The 22,471-nt window shown below is 65.1% G+C and carries 17 protein-coding genes; 3 read left to right on the top strand and 14 right to left on the bottom strand.

What is annotated here, in order from left to right:
• Nucleotides 1-223 precede the first annotated feature (223 nt).
• From VT84_RS31050 to VT84_RS31005, 10 genes are all read right to left on the bottom strand, one after another.
• A complete protein-coding gene (locus VT84_RS31050; protein WP_082842251.1) occupies nt 224-1,864 on the bottom strand; it encodes a hypothetical protein in 1,641 nt (546 codons plus the stop codon).
• Between the two features lie 71 nt (nt 1,865-1,935).
• Entirely contained in the window at nt 1,936-3,552 is a 1,617-nt protein-coding gene (gene pilM / locus VT84_RS31045; RefSeq protein ID WP_082842250.1) for a type IV pilus biogenesis protein PilM, read from the bottom strand.
• Between the two features lie 53 nt (nt 3,553-3,605).
• The gene (locus tag VT84_RS31040) at nt 3,606-5,288 is read right to left on the bottom strand and encodes a type II secretion system protein GspK (protein ID WP_082842249.1); all 1,683 of its coding nucleotides are present in this window, start codon (nt 5,286-5,288) and stop codon (nt 3,606-3,608) included.
• Entirely contained in the window at nt 5,285-6,463 is a 1,179-nt protein-coding gene (locus VT84_RS31035; protein WP_082842248.1) for a prepilin-type N-terminal cleavage/methylation domain-containing protein, read from the bottom strand. Before VT84_RS31035 ends, VT84_RS31040 begins: the two co-directional genes overlap by 4 nt.
• The gene (locus tag VT84_RS31030) at nt 6,463-6,651 is read right to left on the bottom strand and encodes a hypothetical protein (RefSeq protein WP_082842247.1); all 189 of its coding nucleotides are present in this window, start codon (nt 6,649-6,651) and stop codon (nt 6,463-6,465) included. The genes VT84_RS31035 and VT84_RS31030 overlap by 1 nt, the downstream gene beginning before the upstream one ends.
• Entirely contained in the window at nt 6,648-6,947 is a 300-nt protein-coding gene (locus tag VT84_RS31025) for a prepilin-type N-terminal cleavage/methylation domain-containing protein (RefSeq protein ID WP_082842246.1), read from the bottom strand. Before VT84_RS31025 ends, VT84_RS31030 begins: the two co-directional genes overlap by 4 nt.
• Nucleotides 6,947-7,483, bottom strand: a complete 537-nt coding sequence (locus VT84_RS31020) for a prepilin-type N-terminal cleavage/methylation domain-containing protein (RefSeq protein ID WP_162271898.1) — start codon at nt 7,481-7,483, stop codon at nt 6,947-6,949. The genes VT84_RS31025 and VT84_RS31020 overlap by 1 nt, the downstream gene beginning before the upstream one ends.
• 36 nt (nt 7,484-7,519) lie before the next feature.
• Nucleotides 7,520-7,999: a prepilin-type N-terminal cleavage/methylation domain-containing protein gene (locus VT84_RS31015; RefSeq protein ID WP_082842244.1), complete on the bottom strand. Its 480-nt coding sequence runs from the start codon at nt 7,997-7,999 to the stop codon at nt 7,520-7,522.
• 93 nt (nt 8,000-8,092) lie between these two features.
• Nucleotides 8,093-9,307 carry a type II secretion system F family protein gene (locus VT84_RS31010; RefSeq protein WP_082842243.1) on the bottom strand — a complete coding sequence of 405 codons (1,215 nt, stop codon included), beginning with the start codon at nt 9,305-9,307 and terminating at the stop codon, nt 8,093-8,095.
• Between the two features lie 417 nt (nt 9,308-9,724).
• Nucleotides 9,725-11,491 (bottom strand): GspE/PulE family protein, encoded by a 1,767-nt coding sequence (locus VT84_RS31005; protein ID WP_157470026.1) that lies wholly within the window; start codon nt 11,489-11,491, stop codon nt 9,725-9,727.
• A gap of 257 nt (nt 11,492-11,748) precedes the next feature.
• On the opposite strand from VT84_RS31005, the gene VT84_RS31000 reads away from it, so the two are divergent.
• On the top strand, nt 11,749-12,420 hold the full coding sequence (locus VT84_RS31000; RefSeq protein ID WP_082842242.1) for a Uma2 family endonuclease: 672 nt from the start codon (nt 11,749-11,751) through the stop codon (nt 12,418-12,420).
• On the opposite strand, the gene queG is transcribed toward VT84_RS31000, so the two are convergent.
• From queG to VT84_RS30985, 4 genes are all read right to left on the bottom strand, one after another.
• Nucleotides 12,369-13,697 carry a tRNA epoxyqueuosine(34) reductase QueG gene (gene queG / locus VT84_RS41385; protein ID WP_239465506.1) on the bottom strand — a complete coding sequence of 443 codons (1,329 nt, stop codon included), beginning with the start codon at nt 13,695-13,697 and terminating at the stop codon, nt 12,369-12,371. The genes VT84_RS31000 and queG overlap by 52 nt on opposite strands.
• 59 nt (nt 13,698-13,756) lie before the next feature.
• Nucleotides 13,757-15,403 (bottom strand): AAA family ATPase, encoded by a 1,647-nt coding sequence (locus VT84_RS30990; protein ID WP_082843453.1) that lies wholly within the window; start codon nt 15,401-15,403, stop codon nt 13,757-13,759.
• A gap of 237 nt (nt 15,404-15,640) precedes the next feature.
• Nucleotides 15,641-16,255 (bottom strand): hypothetical protein, encoded by a 615-nt coding sequence (locus tag VT84_RS42560; RefSeq protein ID WP_410000372.1) that lies wholly within the window; start codon nt 16,253-16,255, stop codon nt 15,641-15,643.
• The gene (locus tag VT84_RS30985; protein WP_082842241.1) at nt 16,252-17,364 is read right to left on the bottom strand and encodes a hydantoinase/oxoprolinase family protein; all 1,113 of its coding nucleotides are present in this window, start codon (nt 17,362-17,364) and stop codon (nt 16,252-16,254) included. Before VT84_RS30985 ends, VT84_RS42560 begins: the two co-directional genes overlap by 4 nt.
• Nucleotides 17,365-17,509: 145 nt before the next feature.
• On the opposite strand from VT84_RS30985, the gene VT84_RS30980 reads away from it, so the two are divergent.
• Nucleotides 17,510-20,383 carry a hsp70 family protein gene (locus VT84_RS30980; protein ID WP_082842240.1) on the top strand — a complete coding sequence of 958 codons (2,874 nt, stop codon included), beginning with the start codon at nt 17,510-17,512 and terminating at the stop codon, nt 20,381-20,383.
• Between the two features lie 134 nt (nt 20,384-20,517).
• Entirely contained in the window at nt 20,518-22,143 is a 1,626-nt protein-coding gene (locus VT84_RS30975; RefSeq protein WP_082842239.1) for a sensor histidine kinase, read from the top strand.
• Nucleotides 22,144-22,471: the final 328 nt, after the last annotated feature.

Below are 22,471 nucleotides of genomic sequence, written 5' to 3'. Positions count from 1 at the left end.
CGACGGCGGGCTTTGGGCTGCGGTCGGTGCGTCCCTGCCGACGAATGTGACGTCTTGTCGAAGAATGGTCCGCTCGCGAGGGCGAACGTGATCCGGATCGTTGACCGAAGAGCGGGGCCGAAATGGGGCGTTGTTCTTCGTTGCTACCCCGTGTCGCGGGTTGTGCCGCGGTACGGGGGCATCTCTCGTTGGCTGTAAGGGGGCCGAGTCGGTCCGGCCCTCGTCACTGCGCACCGATCGCCGCGACTTCCGCCATCGGGCCGTTATCGGCGGCCTGTTTGAGGAGCCGCTTGGCCTCGTTGTCGGGGAGCTGCACGATGGTCAAAAGGGACTGCCCCACGGTCCACCGATAGAGCTTGGGCGGCGCGGGCGCGACCCCCGCGGCCATGTTCCCCGCGATCGCCGAGATCGGATTGGTCGCACTCGGCTTGGCCGGGGCGCCGCCCTTGCCCGGCCAGTTGGTGGGGCCGGATTTCGGCTTCGCCGCCGCGGTCGGCTTTTGGTCCTCGAGTACCAGGGCGTCGTTCTCCACCGCGACGATTTTGAACGTGCGCTTGGTTTTGCTGTTGTCGTCCGAGATCGTGAGCACCCCGTGGGCGTCGGTGTCGTCTTCCTTCTTCTTGTCCTTGATGTAGTAGAACTTGCTAACGAGTACCTTCTTGCCGTTCACCTCGATCTCGTAGCGCTGGCGGTTGGCGGCGTCGCGGATCGCGGCGGACGCGGTGCCGTCGGAGCGGAACGTGACCATCGTGAGGATGATGGCCCCGTCGACTTCGGGGCGCCGGTCCTCCACAACTTTCGCCGCCTCAACGGTCACCTTGAACGACGTCTTCTCGACCTTACCGTCGGCAGAAACCGCGACGACCGAGACGGTCTCGGTGCCCTCGCTGGCAGACGTCTTGGGCAACTCGATGGCGAGCGTCTTGGGATCGACCTTGAGGGCGCCCTCGGCGAACACCTTACCCGACGCGGTGGCCGTAACCTTCGTGCCCTGCGCCCCCTCGCCGCTGACCGCGACCTTCACCGGCGACGGCCGCTCGTCCTGAACGATCTTCACGTCCTTGATCGAAGACAGTTTGAACGGCGGCGGGGGTGCGAGCGGCCCGTTGAACGGGTCCTTCAGCACGATCAGGCTGTAGTCCCGGCCCTTGGCGAGCACCGAGTTCAGTACCTGGGGCGTGACCCCGCGCCCGTACTCCTTTTGGGACGTCATGGCCGCGTACAGCCCGCCGCCCCCGGCCGCGCCGAACGCGTTCGGGATGCGGAGCAGCGTCCGGCGGTTCTCGGCCCCGTCCACGATAATGGCCTCGGTGGTGAGGTCCACCGTGAGGTCGTTGCGCTTGGCCCCGTTCTTCGCGCCCTCGTCTTCTTTCTTGATGCTGAAGTGCGTGATCTGGTGGAGCAGCCCGAGATCGTAGTACCCCTTGAGGAAGTCCTTGACCACCCACATGTCGGCCTTCTTGACCTGCACCGTGCAGACGACGCGCGTGTAGACCGGTTTGCCCTTCGAGATCTCGGGCACCTGCTTGGAACTGGTGCTCGACTCCTGCTTCGCGGAGATGACGTACCCCTTCGGGGCGCCGGCCGCGTCGAGCAGGCGCCCGAGGGCGACGACGTACTCGTTCCGGGCCAGGTCCGAATCGGCCGGGAGGCTGCGCATGCGCGCCGCGGCCAGCTTCTTGGCGTTGGCCAGTTGCGCCCGCTCGCTCGTCTCCAGATCCGCGATTTCGGTCTGGAGCGCGAGTTCGGTCTCGCGCTGCTTCTCGAGCGGCGACCAGACCAACAGGTACCCGCCGGCCCCGCCGGCGCCCAGTACCATCATGCCGATCAGAATGAGGGCCAGTTTTTGTTCGCGTGGGGTCATCGGATCGGGCCTTCTTCGGTCGCGGTGATTCGTGGGTTAGTGGGACGCCGGGCCGAGTTCGGTGGCCGCCGCTACGGGGCCGACTTCCCTTCGGACGGCGAGGGAGCGAGTTCGGCCGAGTTCTCGGGGGCCGGGGTGAACAGGCCCCAGCTCCGCTTCGGCGGCAGGAAGGTCGGGCGGGCGGTGTACTTTTCGGGCTCGCGGTGGTTGATCTTCGTGACCAACCCGAACCCTTGTGTGTACTTGCCCGCGCTCGCGGGGAGCGTCCCGAGGACGCTCACGGGAGAGTTCACGTAGAACTTGGTCGCCGGCGTGTTGTCGTGCTCGGTGGCGGACACCAAGTTGTTGACCGGCCGGGCGTCCGTTGCGGCGATCTTCAGTTCCAGCCGCGATTGCGCCTCTTGCTTGTCCTTGACCACCGGGTACGGGGTCGCGGAGAGGCTCGTGATGCGCATGCTGTCGTCGGCGGGCATCCGGTTGGCGAGGTCGTGCAACTCGTCGAGCCACACCACTTCGCGCTTGGACCAGCCCTCGATCGCGGTCACTCGGGTCGTGTCCGGCTTGCCCTTTTCGAGCTTGTCCTTGAGGTCGTCCCGCTGCCGGGTCAGTTCCGCCACCCGGGCGTCGGCGGAGTTCGTCATCACGTAGCCGAAGACGGCGCCCCCGGCGAGCAGCACGGCGGCCGCGACCGCGGCGAGCACGACCCGTTGCTTCGCGGGGTCGCGGTCGGTCGTCGGTTGCCGCGGCGCGGCGAAGTTGATCGGCAGCGCCCCGTGCGCCTGACCCGCGAGCAGCCCGACGGCCCCGGCGAAGCGCCCGCGGAGGGGCTCGGGAACGTTCGGCAGCGCCCCGGCGAGCGGGTCGTAGGCGTGGACCGGGACGCCGAGGGCCGAAGCAAGGCGCGCGGTCCAACCCGGCCCGACTTCCGCGAGGTACAGCGCCTGAATCGGGTGCCCGGGGTGCTGGCCGGCGTAGACGGTGAGGTTCCGGCGCAACTGCGCGACGAGCATGTTCTCGTTCGCCAGCACCGGGCTGGGGATCGCCAGCGTCAGCACCGTCTCGCCGTTGCGCACGACGGTGAACTCGCCCCCGTTGGGGCTGAGGGTGAGGGCCGCGACCGCGTCGGTCTTGTGCTCCGGGGCCGGGGCCGCGCCCGCGGCGAACGCCCGGGTCAGCCCGGCGGCCACCGCGTAGGGGCGCGGGGTGACGCCCGCGAGTTTCAGCCCGGCCGCGGTACACATCGCTTGGACCGCGTTGAACACGTCCTTGCGCAGCATCACCGCCATTGCCCGGCGCTCCGCGGCCGGGTCGAACCCGGCCCCGTTGCTCAGCGGGACGTAGTCGAGCACCACGTCGTCGGGCGACTCGGACATCTCCTTGATGGCCTGGAACTTGATGATGGCCGGCTCTTCGCGCGGGGGGACCGGCGGGTGCTTCAGTTCCTTGAGGATGACCCGGTCGCGGCCGATCGAAACGAGCACGGGCGCGACCGGGGCACCGGCGGCCCGGAGCTTCGCGCGGAGCGCCTCGCCAAACGCGCGGGCGGTGTCGATGGTGAGCGCCGGTGGTGCCTCCCCGTCGGCACCGGTCCACGCGACCGCGTGGGTCACCTTGACGGACCCGCGCGCGGCGCCGGCGACGGCGTACACGCCGTTGGGTTCCAGGTCGATCGCGATGAAGTTGGACACAGGCGCTCCGCTCTGGGTGTCAAGTCCCGGGACCGGGAACGTGAACCTCGTAGTTACTGGCTCGTTTTCGTCGGGTCGAACCCGCGCGGGTTCTCCAGGTCCGTCAGGTCGCGGATGTGGAGGAACCGCGGGGCGCCCTGGTTCGTGTCGATGACGGCCTCCATGCGGGCCACCGGTCCGCTGCCGCCCAGGTACCCTATCGACTGCACGCGGTACACCATCGTGCCGCCGGTCACGTACTTTTCCATCTGTTGAAACGTGGCCGGCGGGACGTTAGCGACCGTAATGAGCCACGCACCGGAGACGGTCGCGGCATCGGTTTGTAATTGGTCGCCCCGCGTGTTGATGATCGTGTCGGCGTACTGTTCAGTCATGCCCGGGATGCCGAGGAGCACCTCGCGCTGCGCGGTGTTCACGTTGATCCGCGGCACCATCTCGACGTCCTTGGTCACCGTGGTCTTGTCCATCAGCGACGCGAGCAACTCGTTCCGCTTCGTGGTGTCGAGCAGGGGCGAGTACGCGACCACGTCGGGGTCGTCCTGCTTCGCGTCCTTCGCGCGAGGAAGGGTGATCCGAGTGTTAATCAGATCGAAGATCGAGTTCACCTTGTTCTTACCCGTCCAGCCGTTCGCTTCGCCCTGGGTCTGTACCGCGGCCTGGAGTTGGGCCAGGGTCGCTTTCTGCACGGCTTTTTGTTGGGCTTGGGGCTGGGTAGAGGTGATGGTCACCGTCATGGTACCGGACGTACTCCCCGAACCGCTGCTCGTTGAGAGCGTGGCCGTGGACGTGGACGTGGTTTGAGGGTTGCCGCTGGCGTCCGTCTTGGTCGCGGTGAACATCTTGTACGCGATGATGTACGTCGCCAGTTCGTCCCCGAGCAGCGGGGTGAGTTGGGGCAACATCGTGTCCAGTTCGCCGTTGAGGTACGCGCGCACGGTGCCGGTCGAGTCCACGTTCAGCTCGCGCCCATAGACCGTAAGGAAGTCCGACCAGCCGAGGTCGCTGGTGCCGTCTTCGCCGTCGTCGTAGGTGCCGTTCCGGTTCCGGTCCCCCCCGTAGAGCAGTTCCGGGGTGACGCCCTTGACGAGTAACAACTCGTCGAGCGAGTTAAGCGGGCCGTTGCGTGCCTTGTACGGGTTCGGGCGCGACTGGTACTCCGACGACTCGGCGCCACTGGCCCGCGGGACGTCGTCTGCGTCCACCCAGTCCACGATCGCGTCGGCGACGTCCGCGCTCATGTTGGGGAGTTGCATGAGCGCGTTGTAAAGCATGTTCCCGGTCGAGTCGAGCGCCATCATGCTGTTGATGTTGATCTTACCGCCCTCGTCGATGGCCCCGAACCGCTGCTCGTAAGTGCCGCCGTCCAGACGGGCCACGGAGCGGATGTCGAAGTACGCGCTCCGACCGGTCCCGCTGCCCCCGCTCGACGAAATCTCGACGCGCTCGAACACGTCCGAGTTGTCGAACGGGTTCCCATCGAGTTCGCTGGCGAACGTCTCGCGATCGGAGAGTACCGCGGCGGCGTAGTGCAACCCGGACACGGCCGCGAGTTTGACCTGTGCGTCGGTGCGGGCACGAGCACTGGCCTGGGCCTCCGCCGTCATGGTCGCGGTGAACCGGTACGCAACCAGCGACAGAACGACGATGACGACGAGTACGGCGAAGATGACGTACCCACCGCGCCGGATTGAAGCGCCCGGGCCGTTGACCACGCACGAGCGACGGTTCAGTTTCACTTCCCGCCTCCGCTCTTGCCGCCCGTCGATCCGCTACCCATTGACGCCCCGGAACTGGCGCTCTGTTTCGTCCCGCCTGAACTCCCTGTGGACGGGCTGCTCGTTGTGCCACCCCCCGAACTTCCCGTCCCGCCTGAGCTACTCGCCCCGCCCGTACTACCGGTCGTTCCGGAGCCGGTACTCGACGAGCCACTCGTCGTTCCGCTCGACGTGTCGGTCGCGCCGTCGACCGGCGGTTCGACGAACACCGGCGTGTTTGTACCGGGCGCCGACCGGACCGGGATCACTTGGGTCAGGGTCTTCTCGACCGTCTCGTTGCTCCTGCCCGTGGAGACTTTGATCACGAGCGTGATGCGGATCGCACGGGGTGGGCCGAGTGGTGTCACACCGTCCGGACCGGGATCGGCCCCGTTCCACTCCGCAACCCAACTCGATCCGTCGGTGTACTCGAAAGTCACGTCGGACACTTCCGGGGCAACGAGCACCGCGTCGGGCGATTCCGGATCGGGGTCGGCATCGGACTCGAGTGAGCTGCGCACGTCGTCGGACGTGACCCAGGGGCGCTCGAGCCGGTACAGGCCACCGTCCCCGACCCAGTAAATGATCTGGCGCTGGTCGGCGCGAACCTGTTCGCTCCGTTCCCCGAACCGGCCGAACACTTCCGGCACGCGACCCGCAAAAACTGTAAGTCGCTTATCCTTTCCGATCACGCCCCCCTGGAACGAAGAGTCCGCCGCTCCCGTACTGGTGGTATCGGTACTCGCGTCCGTCGAAGTTGTTCCGGTCCCGCTCGTTGTGGTTCCTGTTGTGGGTGCGGAAGCCGCACTGGTTGCCGGAGTGGTAGATCCGCTAGAACCGGTTGTGTCGCCGGTGCCGCTCGACGTGGTTGCACTCTGCGTAGACGACGAACTTGTACTCGCCAATGGGTTCCCGCCGGACCGTGGGGGGAGCGGGGCGAGCACGCCGTTTAGGTCCACGGTCATCTTGTTGAAGATGCCGCGCGATAGGTCTTCGACCTCGCTCGCGTCGCGACTGACCTGCGTCTGGCGCAGCGTCACGGTCATCATCGTGTACAACGCGGCGAGTAGCAGGACCGCGATCAGGGTGGCGAGGAGAATTTCGAGGAGCGTGAACCCCGCCCGGCGGGTCGAGCGGGCACGTCGAGAGCGGAGCATCACGGCGTCGTTCCTCCCGTGGTCGTGGAACCCGAAGTCGCACCGGTCGTTGCCGAGTCAGTGGTCGTAGACTCCGCCGGGGGGCGCTCGGCCTGGGCCGCGGACCCCACCACGGTCGGGTCGAAGATCATCTGCGTCAGCACGATCTCGAACTCACCCTTGAGGCTGCGGGAGACCCGAACGGTCACGGTGTACAGGTTCGGGGGCCGGCCGGTTCCGGGGTAACCGTGAACGTCCATGCCGCGTCGTCGCCCTCGAAGTTACCGGTCGCTTCGCCCGTCAGGGGCACGACACCGGCCTCGACTTCGGCCATTTTCCCCTGCGCCAATCGGGTTCCCCGGGTCGTGGCCCGGGCCCGGTTTCCGTGGTCGGAGCCGATGTCCACAAGTTGACTGACCGCGGCGAGAGCGATTACCAGGATCGTCAGTGCGAGCAGGACTTCGATGAGCGAGAGGCCGCGGCGCGGCGCGGGGCGGGGGAGCATCAGCGGACCTCCGTGCCGGCAGGCAGCACGCGCGACGTGCCGGTCAGCCCGCGGATCTGGACCCGGAGCGGGCCGTCTTGTCCCTCTCGCACCCCGACGATGATGTTGTCGTCCAGGCAGGTGCCGTTGGGCAGGACCACCGCGATCGTGACCCAATCGCTGCCGGTATCGGGGGCCGCGGACGGGTCCGAGAGCAGTTCCGCGGTGACGTGCTCGAAGGGGTATTCCACCGCGATGGCGCCCCCGTCGGCGCGATCGAACCCGCCCGTTTCGGTGAACTCGGGGCCGTCCGGGGCGCGACGGATGCGGCTCCCGTTCGCCCCGATCGCGATTCGGTACGGGCGGCCCTCGGTCATCGCCCGCCCGCGGGCCGCGGCCAGTTCGCCGCGGATCACGTCCACGCCGGCCCGCGGGCGCGAGTCGCCGCGGAACGCCCCGATGCTGGGCAGCACAACGACCGCCAGCAGGAGAAGGATCGCCATTACGACGAGCACTTCAACCAGGGTAAAGCCGCGGCGAGTGGAGCAAGTGGGCACGGCCGTCCTCAATCTGAGATCTCGGATCCGCGGAGCTTACTGGTTCTTCGGCTCGGCGTTCAGACCGACGCCGTACTGACTGATCCGGGTGCCGTCCGGGGCAGAAGCGACAATGAGGAGGAAGGGCGTCTTGTCCGGGCGCGTGCGCTGTTCGACCCCGTAATCATGATTCCACGGATCTTTCAGACTCGCCGCCCCTTCGGGCAAGAACGACGGCCCGCCGAACGGCGGTGCGACCAGATCGTTCAGCGAGGTCGGCAGCCCTTCGTCGTTACCCTGGTTCGGGTTCGACGTGCTCATGTGATACGCTTCGACGGCCCGTGAGATCGTAACGCACCCGAGTTGGGCCTTGCTCTTTTTGGCCTCGTCGATCTGCTTGGGCACGGCGACCGCGGCGATGGTCGCCAGGATCACGAGGATCGCGACCACCACGAGGACTTCGATCAGGGTGAACGCGGAGCGGCGCCGGGAAGAGGCCGGGCGGATCGCGGCACGGCGGGTTGTTACGAGCATCATGGGTCGGAACCTCTTACGTTGGGCGAGTGGGAGCGTGGATGTAGTCAGTATACCTGGCAGAGCGGTTAGCCAGCCATGAGAGATTCGATTATGTCACTTCAACGTTGTGCTGAGTTTGAACACGGGCATCAGTAGCCCGACCGCGATGGTGCCGACCACCACCGCCATAAACAGGAGCATGATCGGTTCGAGCAGTTTGACCATCAGTTCGAGGTTCCGGGCGGTCCGCTTGTCCAGCCCGTCGGCGACGTCGATGAGCACCTTTTCCAGGCTGTTCGCCTCTTCCGCGATCGTGATCATTTCCACGATGTCGGTCGGGAAGTGGCCGCTCTTGCGGAGCGGGTCGGCCAGTTTCTGCCCGGCGGTCACGTTCTCCGCGGCGCGCTCGACGGCCGCGGCCAGCACCTTGTTACCGGTCGAGTCCTTGGAGATGTGCAGCGATTTCAGGAGCGGGATACCGTTGTGCAGCATCGTCCCCAGGATGCGACAGAACCGCGACAGTGCCAGCCCCATGAACACCGGCCCGAACAGTGGCAACCGGATCTTCACGCGGTCCACGATCATGCGCCCGTTCGGGGTCCGCGCCCAGGTGCGGTACCCGAAAAACACCGCGGCCGCGCCCCCGAGCCCCAGCCACCAGTAGTCCCGGACCGAGTGGCTCACCCAGAGCAGCAGGCTGGTGATCTTGGGCATTTCGCCCTGCTCCTTCAACTTCTCGAAGATCGACTCGAACTTGGGGACGAAGAACACCATCAGCACCGTGACCACGCCGAACCCGGCGAGGGCCAGGAACGCCGGGTACGCGAGCGAGCCGATCACCTTGGATTTCAAGTCTTCCTGGTGCTCGACGAACGCGGCGATGCGCTTGAGCACGTCTTCGAGGAACCCGCCCTCCTGACCGGCGCGGACCATGCTGACCGCGAGTTCGTTGAACACCTTGGGGTGGAACGCCATCGCCTGGGCGAGCCCGGTCCCGTCCGCGACCCGGGAGCGGATGTCGCGCAGCACCGACTGGAGCGTGCGGTTGGTGCTCTGGCGCTCGAGCAGTTCGAGCGATCGCAATAGCGGCACGCCGGAATGGAGCAGGTCCGCGAGTTGCGCGTACAGGGTGGCGGTCGCGCGCCCGCTGACGCGCCCGCCGAAGAGCCCGCCGGCACTGGACGCCTGGTTCTTGGCGCGGCCGATCTTGACCGGGAACAGTCCGCGCCCGTCGAGGATCAGTGCGGCCTCGCGCTCGCTGTTGGCCGTGAGCGTCCCGGTAGATTTGGCCCCGGTGCGGGCGAGTGCTTCAAAAGTGAAGTCGGGCATGGTATCGCTCGTACTCTGTTTGTTCCGTTTAGACGACTTCGGACCTTTGCACTCACGACGGACCACGAATCACGACGGCGATAGCAACTTAAATCGTCGCCTCGCCAGTCTTTATGCCAATTCAGCTAACAATTGCTGACATTTTCGGGGCGGCACGACTGCGTGCGGGGTGGGAATCCGTTCTAACTGCCGAATCAACCAAATTTTAGGGCCAAATTCCGCTCAGCCACGCTCCTCGCCGGCCACAAACGCCAGCTAACATTCGCTCACTCTCGCTCGCCCGACCCAAACTCCGGCCACTCGTCTCCGAAACACGATCGAGCGCGAATTTCAATTATACTGTACAAAAGGCCATTTTGTCAACTCCGTGTACCGGCTGGCTCTGGGACGCGCCCACGGAATTAAACGCCAAAGCCTCTAGTTAATGTCACCGGCGGTCGTGCGCGTCACTTCGTCGATGGTGGTGGTGCCGTTGAGCACCTTGCGCCAGCCGTCTTGACGGAGCGTAATCATGCCGGCCTTGAGCGCCTCCAAGCGAACCACGCCGGCGTTCACGCGCTGGACGACGAGATCCTTCATTACCTCGTTGTTGATGAGTAACTCGTGAATCCCGGTGCGCCCGCGGTACCCGCCCTGGCGACAGGCCCGGCACCCCGTCCCCTTCCACAACTTGCCGTCGTTCGCGGCTGCCGCGCCCATCATCTCCACCACGCCCTGTTGGATCGCGATGTCCGGGGCGGGCTTCACGGACCCGGTGCGCCCGGGGAAGTCGAGCGGCACGGCGTCCGGGTCGGGGACGTACTCGGCCTTGCAGTCCGGGCAGATCGTGCGCACGAGGCGCTGGGCCATGACGCCCTCGACCGTGCTCGACACGAGGAACGGCTCGACGCCCATGTCGATCATGCGGGTGAACGCGCTGGGGGCGTCGTTGGTGTGCAGGGTGCTGAACACCATGTGCCCGGTGAGCGACGCCTGGATCGCCATTTCCGCCGTTTCCTTGTCGCGGATTTCGCCGACGAGGATCACGTCCGGGTCGTGCCGCAGGATGGACCGGAGGGCGTGGCCGAACGTGAGGCCGATCTTCGCGTGCGTCTGGATCTGCGAGATCCCGGCCTGGTTGTACTCGACGGGGTCTTCCACCGTGATGATCTTGGTGACCTCGTCCTTGATCTCGTTGAGGGCCGAGTACAGCGTGGTGGACTTGCCCGACCCGGTCGGGCCGGTGACGAGGACGATCCCGTGGGGCCGGTCGATGACCTGCTTGAACGTGCCGTAGATGTCCGGCAGCATCCCGCAGTTCTTGAGGTTGAACGACATGCGGCCCTTGTCGAGCAACCGCATGACGATCCCCTCGCCGTGGATCATCGGGATGATCGACACGCGGACGTCGATCTCGCGCCCCTGCACCTTCATCTTGATGCGGCCGTCCTGCGGGAGCCGCTTCTCGGCGATGTTGAGCCGTGCCATGATCTTGAGGCGGCTGACGATCGCGAGCGCGAACCGGTTGATCTCCGGGGGCAAATTCTGGTTCTGGAGCAGGCCGTCGATCCGGTACCGGATGCGGATGCCCTGCTCCTCGGTTTCGATGTGGATGTCGGACGCGCGCTCGTTGGCCGCTTCGACGAGGATCTGGTTCACGAGTTTGACGACGGACGCTTCTTGCGCCGCCTTCGCCATCTCGCTGTCGTCGGTTTCCAGGGCCTCGAGGAGTTCGACGTCCTCGTTCTTGGCCTCTTCCGCGAGCGCCGCGACCGTATCACCGCCGACGCCGAAATTTTGCTTGATGAGTCGGGTGATTTCGCGGAGCGGGGCCAGCACCGGCATCACGTGGAAGCCGGTGAGAGTTTGCAGTTCGTCGAGCGCGTAGGCGTCGAACGGGTCCGCGGTGGCGACAACGAGGGTGCCGTTGTTCCGGGCGACCGGCATCAGGTTCTTGCGGTGAACGAGCTTCTGCGGCATCGCGGAGAGCACGTCCGGGGCGATCTTCGCGTGCGACAGGTCGATGAGTTCCAGCCCGAACTCTTCCGCCAGCACCGGCAGGATCGCTTCCTCGCGGACGAACCCTTTGTCGATGAGGATCTGGTGCGGGGGGGTGTCGGGGTTGGCCTTAATCATGTCGGCCGCGCGCGTGCGGTCGGCGTCGTTGAGGAGCCCGCGGGCGGTGAGCGTTTGGATCAGTTGCATGGTGGCCCCGTACCTGTGCTCAACTCGTGTTGCTGCACCGCGGCTGTGGTGGTCGTACCTGTGGCGAGTCTGAGGTGTTTCGAGAGTAACTGATTTTAAGAGGGAAGATATGAGAACCTGCTGAAACCGGGCAATCTGTGCGGGCTTATAACCGGCGCATTCGTCTGGCGTGGTGTACGCGCAAGTCGGCTGGTATTATCCGCAAAGCTCTTAAACGCGAGGGAGCCTCCGCTCGTGACCGGAATTATGAGGAATGTATGGAAGTAGCACTCGCAATCGGGGGACGGAAGGTGGTGGTCCCTGCGTGGGTGACAGACTTTGACACCTTCCGGCGGTGGTCGCATTCGGCCGAATTTCCCGAAGAGGGGCGGGTCTGTTTCATCAACGGAAAGGTGTGGATGGACCTGAGTATGGAGGAATTCTCAAGTCACAACGTCGTCCGCACGGAACTCGGTCGTGTGTTGGCGAATCTGATGAAGGAAACGAAATTCGGCCGGTTCGTGTCAGAAGGGATGCGATTCGGACACTTGGGGACGCAGTTGTCCACCGAACCGGACGGGATGATCGTTTCGCACGAGGCGTTGCGCAGCGGGCGCGTGGAACTGGTCGGCGGGGACACGGGGACGCAAACCGAACTGGTCGGTTCACCAGAGGTCGTCATTGAGATTGTTAGTGAGAGTTCGGAAGTCAAAGACACGGAATGGACAATGACCGCGTACTTTGACGCGGACGTGCAAGAGTACTGGGTCGTTGACGCGCGCGACGAAGACGATATCCGGTTCGATATTTACAAGCGCGGGAAGAAGGAATTCGTGGCCGTGCGCAAGGCCAGTGGGTGGACGAAATCGACTGTGTTGGGCAAATCGTTTCGGCTCACTCAGTCTGAAGGGGCAGACGGTAATCCCGACTTTACACTCGAAGTGCGGTGACGAATATGATCGATAGCCCACTGCGCCGCGTTGCGAATTACGTCTTCGGGATCAGTCAGTGCCTTTTCCAACGCTGGTAACGATCGTTCGTCGCCGATGTTCCCCAATACGATTGCCGCGTTGCGCAGCAGGCCAGTTCGCCGATTCCGCCAGAAAGATGTCTTCTTAAAACGCACGCGGAACGCATCCGCATCAAGGCCCAGCAGTTCGGCCGGGTCGATCCACGCCAAATCCGGGTCGTGCGGGAACGCCGGCGCACGGCTCCCGGCGTTGCGGTTCCACGGGCACACGTCCTGGCACACGTCACAGCCGTAAAGCCAGTTCCCGACGGATTCTCGGAGTTCGACGGGGATATCCGAACGCAATTCGATGGTCAGGTAGCTGATACACTTGGTCGCGTTGAGTACGAACGGTTCGGGGAACGCTCGCGTCGGGCACGCATCGAGACAGGCCGTACACGTACCGCAATGGGACGACGTTGAGGGAGAATCAGGTTCCAGTTCGAGGTCCGTGAGCACCGCGCCGAGGAAGAAGAAGCTCCCGCGTCGCGTGTTGATGAGCATCGTGTTCTTGCCGACCCACCCCAAACCCGCGCGCCGGGCGAAGTCGCGTTCGAGGAGCGGCGCGGTATCGGCGACCGCTTCCGTTCGACTGCCTGGGGCTTCGTCCTCCAACCACGCAGCGAGTGCGTTGAGTCGGTCCCAGATGTAGCGGTGGTAGTCCGGACCGGCGGCGTAGGACGCGACGCGGGCGAGGGCCGAACCTACCCCCCCGGCCCCCCTCCCTGAAGGGAAGGGGGAGAAAGAACGGTCATCGTGCGTAATACCGATCTCAGAGATTTCGTATGCCAGCTCCCCCTTCCCTTCAGGGAGGGGGGCCGGGGGGGTAGGTTCTGAAAACAACCCCTCCCCAACCCCTCCCCTAAGCGGAGAGGGGCTTAAAGCCACCGATGATTTTGTTCCCCCTTCCTTTCTAGGGAAGGGGGTTAGGGGGTTAGGTTGCCTCTCTCCCCTCCCGTACTCCATTCCGACCATCAGCACGCTGCGCACGCCTTCCAGAATGCTACGCGGGTTCTGGCGCTCGGTGCGGAACTTGGGGAGGTACGACATTTCGCCCGCGAACCCGCGGTCGAGCCAGGAGTTGAAGCGCGCGAAGCCGTCCGCGTCCGTAGCCGGGGCGATGCCCACTAGCTCGAACCCCAGGGTGCGGGCTTGCTCTTTGAGGCGGTCGGAGAGAGAGGTGCGCGACTCGGCGCGCTGGGGACTCGGGTGGCTCACACCTTCATCATGGTGAAGACGCGGACGAAGGTGCAGCCCAAAACGATCGGTGTCGGCACTTATTCCATGCGCACCTTGGCGCCGAAGTCCTTCTTCTGCGAGCTGATGAAGTAGGTGGCGCAGGCGGCGTCGATGAGGTCCGGGCTGAAGTTCACGCGCTCCATGTTGTACTTCGCGATCGACATCATCTGGTCGAGGATGTCGCGCGGCTGGCACATTCGGAACGGCCGCCCGCTCGGGCGGTACCACTTCTGAACCAAGTAGTCCACGCCGCGCGAGTCGAACTCGACGCGCTTGCTCCGGCACACCAGCTCCCAGATCTTGCGGTACTGGGCCTCGTCCGGGTCGCGGATCTCGATCTTGAACTTGATCCGGCGCAAGAACGCTTCGTCCGCGAGCTGGTGCGGGTCCAAGTTCGTGCTGAAGATGAGCAACTGGTCGAACGGCACCTCGACCTTCGTGCCGGTGATGGTGTTCAGGTAGTCGTACTTCTTCTCCAGCGGCACGATCCACCGGTTGAGCAGGTCCATCGCCCGCACCTGCTGGCGCCCGAAGTCGTCGATCATGAAGATGCCGCCGTTGGCCTTCATCTGGAGCGGCGCTTCGTAGTACTTGCCCACGGTGTTGTACTTCAGGTCGAGCATCGGCATCGTGAGTTCGCCGCCGACCACGATCGTCGGGCGCTTCACCTTGATGAACCGCTGGTCGAACTGCACCCCGCGCTTGAGCACGGTTTCGGTCACGTCGTGGTGGTCGTCGTCCTGGATCACGGTGTGCTGGATCGGGTCGAACACTTTGATGATCTGGCCGTTGGCCTCGACCGCGTGTGGGACGTAGATGGCGTCGCCCATGAGCCGGGTGATGCGCTCAGCGACGCTCGTCTTCCCGTTGCCCGGGTAGCCGAAGAAGAAGATCGACTGCGCGGAGTTGATCGCGGGGCCGATCTCGTTGAACGACTCGTCCGTGATGATGAGGTCTTCAAACGCCCGCTGGATGCTCCGGCGCGTCACCACCAGCCGCTTGATGGTTTGGGCCATCACCGATTCGACGTAGTCCGTGAACGGCACCGGGGCCGGACCGACGTAACTGGTCTTGGCGAGGGCGTCGCGGAGCGCGTCTTCGCCCTTGGGCGGCTTGATCGCGTAGACGAAGCTCGCGTCGCCGCTGTTACCGCGCTGGGCCACAATGTCGATGAGCGACTGCTTCCGCATCGCCTGGAACACGGGGTTCACGATCGGGAACGGAACGGCCATCGAGTTCGCGAGTTCGCCGCCCGTAATCTGCCCGCGGTTGTAGACCGTGCGCAGTGCCAGGTCGAAAATGAACGGTAAGTCGAGTCCGAGGTCTTCCCACCGGCCCGGGACACGCGGGATGTAGGCGTTCCCGGTCATCGGGATCGCTTCCTCGTCCGTCGGCGGCGCATCTCCAAGCAGAGTAACGTCTTCTGTCAGAGTGCCGGTACGCTCGGCGTCAGCGAGCAGCGCCTCAAAGTGCAGCTTGTGGAGCCGCAGGTGTGCGATGGCTTCCTGGTCGTTTTTGGCCTCGGCTTCGGCGAGGCAGTCAATAACGGCGGGGGCGACCGCGTACTTCACGCCGTCGATGTACATGTGGTGCAGAAACTCGCCAGGCCGGACGTAACAGTCCGGGGTGTGATCCGGCATGGCGATCATCTGCTGATAGAACTCGTTCGCAATAATGAACCGCATGGCGCGTGAGTTCCCGTGTTCGAGCGAAGGCGTTTTCGCGCCAAGCATAGAACACGGTTTGAGGTCACGCGCGAGCCTTCGTTTCTCACGACCTATCGCCCGCTCCGAGTCGGGAGCGGAAGTTCACCACATCAATGGGGCACGTAAGTGCTTGGGCGATTTGGGGGAAGTGCGTATCAACCCAGCCATTTACCGCGGCAACGTCCCACGATGTGCCAGGGGAGACATCGACTGATTTCAGGAGAATGAGCCGTTCGGCACGGAAAACGAGTGCTGCCCGCGCCGCGATCGAATCCGTGGTGACACTCCACGAATGGGGAAGCGCACCGGGGCGCCCCTCGTCTTCAAGTGCGAAGGCGAAGCAATCGAGACAACCTCCCCCCCCATCCCCCCTCCCTGAAGGGAAGGGGGAGCTGGCATACGAAGTCTCAGAGCTCGGTATCGCGCACGATGACCGTTCTTTCTCCCCCTTCCCTTCAGGGAGGGGGGACGGGGGGGAGGTTGTGGCTGTAACCCCTCCCCAACCCCTCCCCTAAATGGAGAGGGGCTTAAAACCACCGATGATTCGGTTCCCCCTTCCTTCTTAGGGAAGGGGGTTAGGGGGTTAGGTTCTGCCCCCACCACGCGCTCCAGAAACGCCTTCGTCACGCTCAGCGCTTGCAGTGCCAGCCAGTGTGCGGCTTCTTCGCCCAGCTTGTGCGTGCGGTCCAATTCCCGCACGGCGTCCGCGACGGGGCCGCCACCGGGAACGAGGAGTACGTCGGCAGGTTTAAGCGATTCAATGAACGTGCGGAGCGCTGGCCCGAGGGCCGGGGAGTCGAAAAGGCTTCCGCCAACCTTCACGACAATCATGGCCGGTGCTCCGCCAGCACCGCAACCGCATACGCCGGCGCGCACGCCGAGACGGTGGGGCCGAGTTGGTCGTTCAGGGAAGTGTGGTGGGGGTAATCGATGGCTTGTTGCGCGAGAAATTCTCCAGAACCGGACACGATGTAAGCGACATCTTCAGGTGGTGGCAATTCGGCGCGTAGCTCGGCGAACTTCCGATCGAGCACGCGCCGCCGGAACACACCGATACGGGCCAGAAAGTTGGTAAGCGACCACTGAGGTGCCACCCGTTCAAGGGCCGCACCTACTTGCCGAGCTTTCAGGGAACCACTGACGTCAGCGATGCACTCCCGGAGTCGCGCGAGTTGGCTGTCACGAGCACCTTGCACAAGGGCGTCGGTAATATCCGTTGGGATCGTTTCGACATCGGCACCGCACATGCGTGCGAGCCGGGCGGCGGCATATTTTCGCGTCGCCGGGCGCCCGTCGGCGGTGTCGCGGTCGTTGGGGTCTTCCGGGATGTTGCCAAGCATCACGTACACGTCGAGCGTGGTGGCGAACAGTTCGGCCGCCGTTAGCCACGGCAGGATTGCGCACACCGGTGTTCGGCGGACGCCGGTGTAAACCAGTTCGCCGCTAAAGAGGCGATCGTAATCCGTCTTGCCGACGGGCACCGGTTTGCCGTCCAGAATCGGGATGATGTCCGTTGTCGTGGTGCCCACATCGACGAGGATCGCCCGGCCCTCGGGAACGTACTGACCCGCGAAGGTCGCGAGCGCGTGCCAGTTTGCCGCGGCGACCTTCATGTGGTTCTGCTTTGCTTCTTCCGAGTTCAGGAACGCGCCGTCTGTGCTCCACACGCGGACCGGGTGCCCGCCGCTCGCGCGCCGCACGGCCGCAATGATCGCGTGGACGCCGTCGCGCTTCGCCTCGAAACAGTCGCACAACTCGCCGGTCATCGTTACAGCCAGTTCATCCGTACCCGGGAACTGGGACACAAGTTCGACGAGAGCAGTCGGCAACCGGTCCGGTTGCTTCCATAATGGGAACGGCACCGACGCCGCGCGCCCGTCCGCAGTTGCGGCCTTCAGGTTCGCCCCGCCGATGTCGAGTCCTAAGATTGAGGTTGCCATGCGGCTCAGAATACCGTCGCGGGGGCGTAACGTCGAAAGCGGTAAAGCCCTCTGAAACTCGTGCGGCGATTTCTGAACCTGGCAACTGGCAACCTTCGGCTTTGTGACCTGACGACCTTACGACACGACTTTGCGACCTTCGATTATGGGACGCTACCTCGTCGGAATCGACCTCGGCACCACGAACATCGCGGTGGCCTTCGTGGACACGGCCAGTAAAGCGGCCGGTGGTCCGCGGCTGCACACGTTCCACGTTCCGCAAGTCGTCGCGGCCGGTCAGGTGCAGGAGCACGACCTGCTCCCGTCGTTCCTCTATATTCCGGGTCCGCACGACCTCGCGCCCGGGGCGATCGACCTCCCCTGGAAGAAGAACCCGACCGACACCGCGGGCCTGTTCGCGCGGAACCACGGCTCGAAGGTGCCCGGGCGCCAGGTTTCGAGCGCGAAGTCGTGGTTGTGTCACCCGGGCGTCGATCGCACCGCGCCGCTGTTGCCGTGGGCCGGCCCGCCGGACGTTCCGCGCCTGTCGCCGCTCGAAGTATCGGCCAAGTACCTCAAGCACATCGTCGAGGCGTGGAACAACGCGCCGAACCGCAAGGACGCGGACAAACTCGAAGAACAAACGGTGGTGGTCACGGTGCCCGCGTCGTTCGATGACGTGGCGCGGAACCTGACGGCCGAGGCCGCGAAGCAAGCGGGGCTGAAGCACGTCACGCTGCTCGAAGAACCGCAGGCGGCATTTTATGCCTGGCTCGGAACTCACTCGCCCCAAGAGGCCGGGATGCTGCGCCCCGGGATGCGGTGCCTAGTCGTGGACGTGGGGGGCGGTACGTCCGACTTCAGCCTGATCCGGGCCGGCGAGGAGAAGGGCGAACTCACGTTCATCCGCGACGCGGTCGGCGACCACCTGCTGCTCGGCGGCGACAACATGGACCTCGCGCTCGCGAAGGCCGTCGAGCAGAAGCTCCCCGGCGGCCGGCTCGACGCGGCGCAGTTCGGGTCGCTCGTGCAGGCGTGCCGCGGAGCGAAGGAAGCGCTGCTCTCGGCCCCTCCGCCTCCCTCGTACCCCGTCACGGTGATGGGCAAGGGGCGCTCCGTCGTGGGCGGTACGGTATCGGTGAACATCACGCCAGCGGACGTGGCCGCGGCACTCTTCGACGGGTTCTTCCCGCTCACGGCGTTCGATTCAGCGCCGGCCCAGGGCGCCCGCACCGGGCTCCAGGAAATGGGGCTCCCCTACGTTTCGGACGCGGCCGTCAGTAAGCACCTCGCGGCGTTCATCCGCCAGCACGTCCCCACGGGCGAGAGCGTCGACGCGATCCTCTTTAACGGCGGCGTGTTCCAGCCGGAAGTGCTGCGCGAGCGCGTCATCGACGTGATGCGGCCGTGGTTCGATCAGTCGGACAAGAAGTGGGATCCGTTGGTTCTCACGAGCCCGTCGCTCGACCTCGCAGTGGCTTGGGGCGCGGCGTACTTCGCGTGGCTCAAACACTCCGGCGGTCGGCGCATCGGTGGAGGGATTCCGCGCTCGTACTACGTCGCGGTGGAAACGGATACCCCGGGTCGCGGGATGCACGCACACAGCGTTCCGGTGCTTTGCGTTGTTCCGCGCCGGATGCAGGAGGGCGAAGAGATTCACATGCCGGCGCCGGTGCTGGAACTCGCGCTCGGCGAGCCGGTGCTGTTCCCGCTCTACACCTCGACCGTGCGTGGGGATGACAAGCCCGGGCAAGTGCTGCGATTGCAAGAAGAATCACTGATGCGCCTGCCGCCCCTTCACACGATCCTGCGGGGCGGGAAGCGCGCGGGCGCGAAGCGCGTGCCGGTGACGCTCGCGGCCAAGTGTACCGAGATCGGCACGCTCGAACTCTACTGCGAATCGAAAGAGGGCAACCGCTGGCGCCTGGAGTTCAACGTCCGCGACGTGCTCCGCGAACCGACAAAGGACGACGTCGAGGACACGCAGGGGACTGTAATCGACGTCTTCCCGGAAGAGAAAGTGCAGGCGGCGGCGGCGCTGATCGCACAGGTATTTGGCGATCCCGGGACCGCGGGCGTCCCGCCCGCCTCTGGTGCCTCTGAAGCGGGCGGGACGCCCGCGGCCCCAGGGGTCACGACTTCGGACCTTCCCAAACTGCTCGAAGCCGCGTTGGAGTCGCCGCGATCTGACTGGCCCACGGGCTTGTGCCGGCGAGTGTGGGAGTTCCTCGAGGCCAACGCGCCCGGTCGTGCCCGGTCCCCGGGGCACCTGTCGCGGTGGTACAACCTCACCGGGTACACACTGCGGCCCGGGTTCGGCGACCCGGTGGACCGCTACCGCGTCGAAGCGCTGTGGAAGATGATTACCGCCGCAGCGAGCGGTCAAACGCAGACGAGCGGCCCAAAGAAGATGGTCGTTCCCGAGGGCGGCGCGGACTACTGGATCATGTGGCGCCGGGTGAGCGGCGGGTTGAATGCCGCGCTCCAGCAAGCGCTGTTCTCCCGACTGAAACCCACGCTGCTTCCTGTAAAGGGGAAGGCGTTCTCGCGCCCGCCAGCGAATGAATACGCCGAGATGTGGCGCGCCGCGGCGAGCCTCGAGCGCCTCGACGCGAAGACCCGCGAAACGCTCGGCGCCGCAGCGCTCCGCGACTGCAAGAAGTCGCCCGTGCCGACGTATGCGTTCTGGGCGCTCACGCGGTTCGGCGCCCGGGTGCAGTTCTACGGCCCGCTGAACTCGGTCGTTCACCCCGAGATCGTGGAGCAGTGGATCGACGAACTTCTGCCGTTCACACCGGCCAACGACAGCGAGAAGAACGGCTGGCTCTTTTGTTTGTCGCAACTCGCTCGTCAGAGCGGGTTGCGTGCGGTAGATATCAGCGATTCGACGCGGAACCGCGTTCTGGGTGTGCTCCGGGCGCACCCGTGCCCCGCGGCGTGGAAACGCATGGTGGAAGAGGTCGTCGCGGCCGAGGGTGAAGAAGCGTCGCGTTTGTTCGGCGAGAGCCTGCCGATTGGGTTACGATTATCGGGTGGGTAAAGCACCCAAGTGCCCCACGCTCACAAGGGCGGGCTCGCTGTAGTCGCTTGCTGCCTTGTCATTGCCACCAGCCGCTCTCGCGAGCGGAGTTCATCGGATAGCGGGCAGGATGCCCGGTTCTTCGGAACACCCTCATGATTACGCTCACGGTCGCGAACAAGCTCGAAACGCAGCAACTCACGCACAACAGCGGCCCGCTCGAACTCGGGCGCGGGCCGGCGCGGTCGGGGTCGGCGCGGGTCGTGGTGCGCGACGCCTTCGTCTCGCGCGACCACATTCACATTGAGGAACTGCCGGGCCGCAAGGTGAAGGTGCTGAACCTCAGCACGAAGGCGCCGATCACGGTGGACAACCACGCCGTGCTGAACCCCGGCGCCGAGTGCGACTACCTGCTCCCGGTGCGCCTGGCCGTCGGCGAAACGGTCGTCGACGTGGACTCCGGCGACTCCGAGCCGGTCTCGGTGAACGTGCTGAAGACCATCGCGGCGCCCGCGCGCGCCGGGTCCGGTACGCAGCCGGCGCTCATCGACCGGAGCGAGGCCGCGAAGCCCGAGGAGATCGTCGGCTGGCTCGAAACGGTCGTGAACGTGCAGAAGGCCGGCGAGCGCGATGCGTTCTACAAGCAGGCGGCCGACGCGCTCGTTTCACACATCGGGCTGGACACGGGCATCGTGCTCCTCAAGGAGCGCGACGCCTGGCGCGTGGTGGCCCAAGTGGTGAAGGACGACAACCAGCCCGCCCGGGCGTTCAGTCACGCGCTCCTGGCCCAGGCGCTCACGGGCAAGCGCACCTTCTACGTGGGCGCGGCGGCGGCCGGCGGCGGCGAGAGCCTCGTGGGGGTGCAAGGGGTCGTGGTGTCGCCGTTCTTCGACTCGAAGGACAACGTGATCGGCGTGATTTACGGCAACCGGATGCAGCGCGCACGCGGGCGCGAAATCGGGCCACTCGAAGCCCAAGTCGTCCAGTTGCTCGCGACCGCTGTGGGCGCCGGATTACAGCGCCTGGAACAGGACGACGAGGCCAACCGGCTGCGTGTGGCGAAGGACGCGGCGGAAGAGGCCGACCGCACCAAGAGCGGGTTCCTCGCGATGGTGAGTCACGAACTCCGCACGCCGCTCACCACCATCATCGGCTATTCGGAAATGCTGCTCGAACAGGCCGCGATGGACAACCTGCCGCAGTACACGGCCGACCTCCAGCAGGTCCACTCCGCGGGCCAGCACCTGCTCGCGCTCATCAACGACATCCTCGATTTCTCGAAGATCGAGGCGGGCAAACTGGAAATCGCGAACGACCCCTATGCGCCGGCGAGTTTGATCGGCGACCTGATCCTGTCGGTGGAACCGCTGGCGAAGAAGAACAACAACCGGATCGAAGTGGACTGCCCGCCGGATTTGGGGCGCGCGATGGGCGACCCGACGCGCATCCGGCAGTGCGTGCTGAACCTCGTGGGCAATGCGTGCAAGTTCACGAAGGACGGCACCGTGACGGTGACCGCCCGGCGCGAGCCGGTGGCCGGCGTGGACTCGGTCCGCGTGTCGGTGTCGGACACCGGGATCGGGATGTCGCCGGAGCAGATCGGCCGGCTGTTCCAGGCGTTCACGCAGGTCGATTCGTCCGCCGGGCGCAAGTTCGGCGGCACCGGTCTGGGGCTGGCGATCAGTCAGAAGCTCTGCGCCGCGATGGGCGGCCAGATCACCGTCGCGAGCGAACTCGGCAAGGGCAGCACGTTCACGATGACGATCAAAGCAGTGCTGTAACCGGTATGAGCCGGCGGTTTCGGGCGAACGGCCGGTGCAAGCCAGCCGGTGAGAACAGCGAAGAGCTTTTGACAGGATTTACACGATCCAGAAACCACGCACTTTGAGTCTCGTCCCTAACTGATCTGAATCCAGTTAATCCTGTCCAATTGTCTTCGCGGAATTGCGCTCGACACCGGCCGGCTTACACCGGTCGCTCGCCCGAAACCGCCAGCTCACACGGGCCGGTCACCTAAACACCACTCGCTTGCCATTTCAGCGCGATTCGTATCTTGTTCGTTGATTCTGCTGTGGATCTAAGTGCGTGAAAACGGCCGCACGTTCTGTC

It is taken from the genome of Gemmata sp. SH-PL17, assembly GCF_001610855.1.
GTDB lineage: Bacteria > Planctomycetota > Planctomycetia > Gemmatales > Gemmataceae > Gemmata > Gemmata massiliana.
The sequence above is the reverse complement of the archived record's forward strand: the minus strand, read 5'-3'. Positions and strand labels throughout refer to the sequence as shown.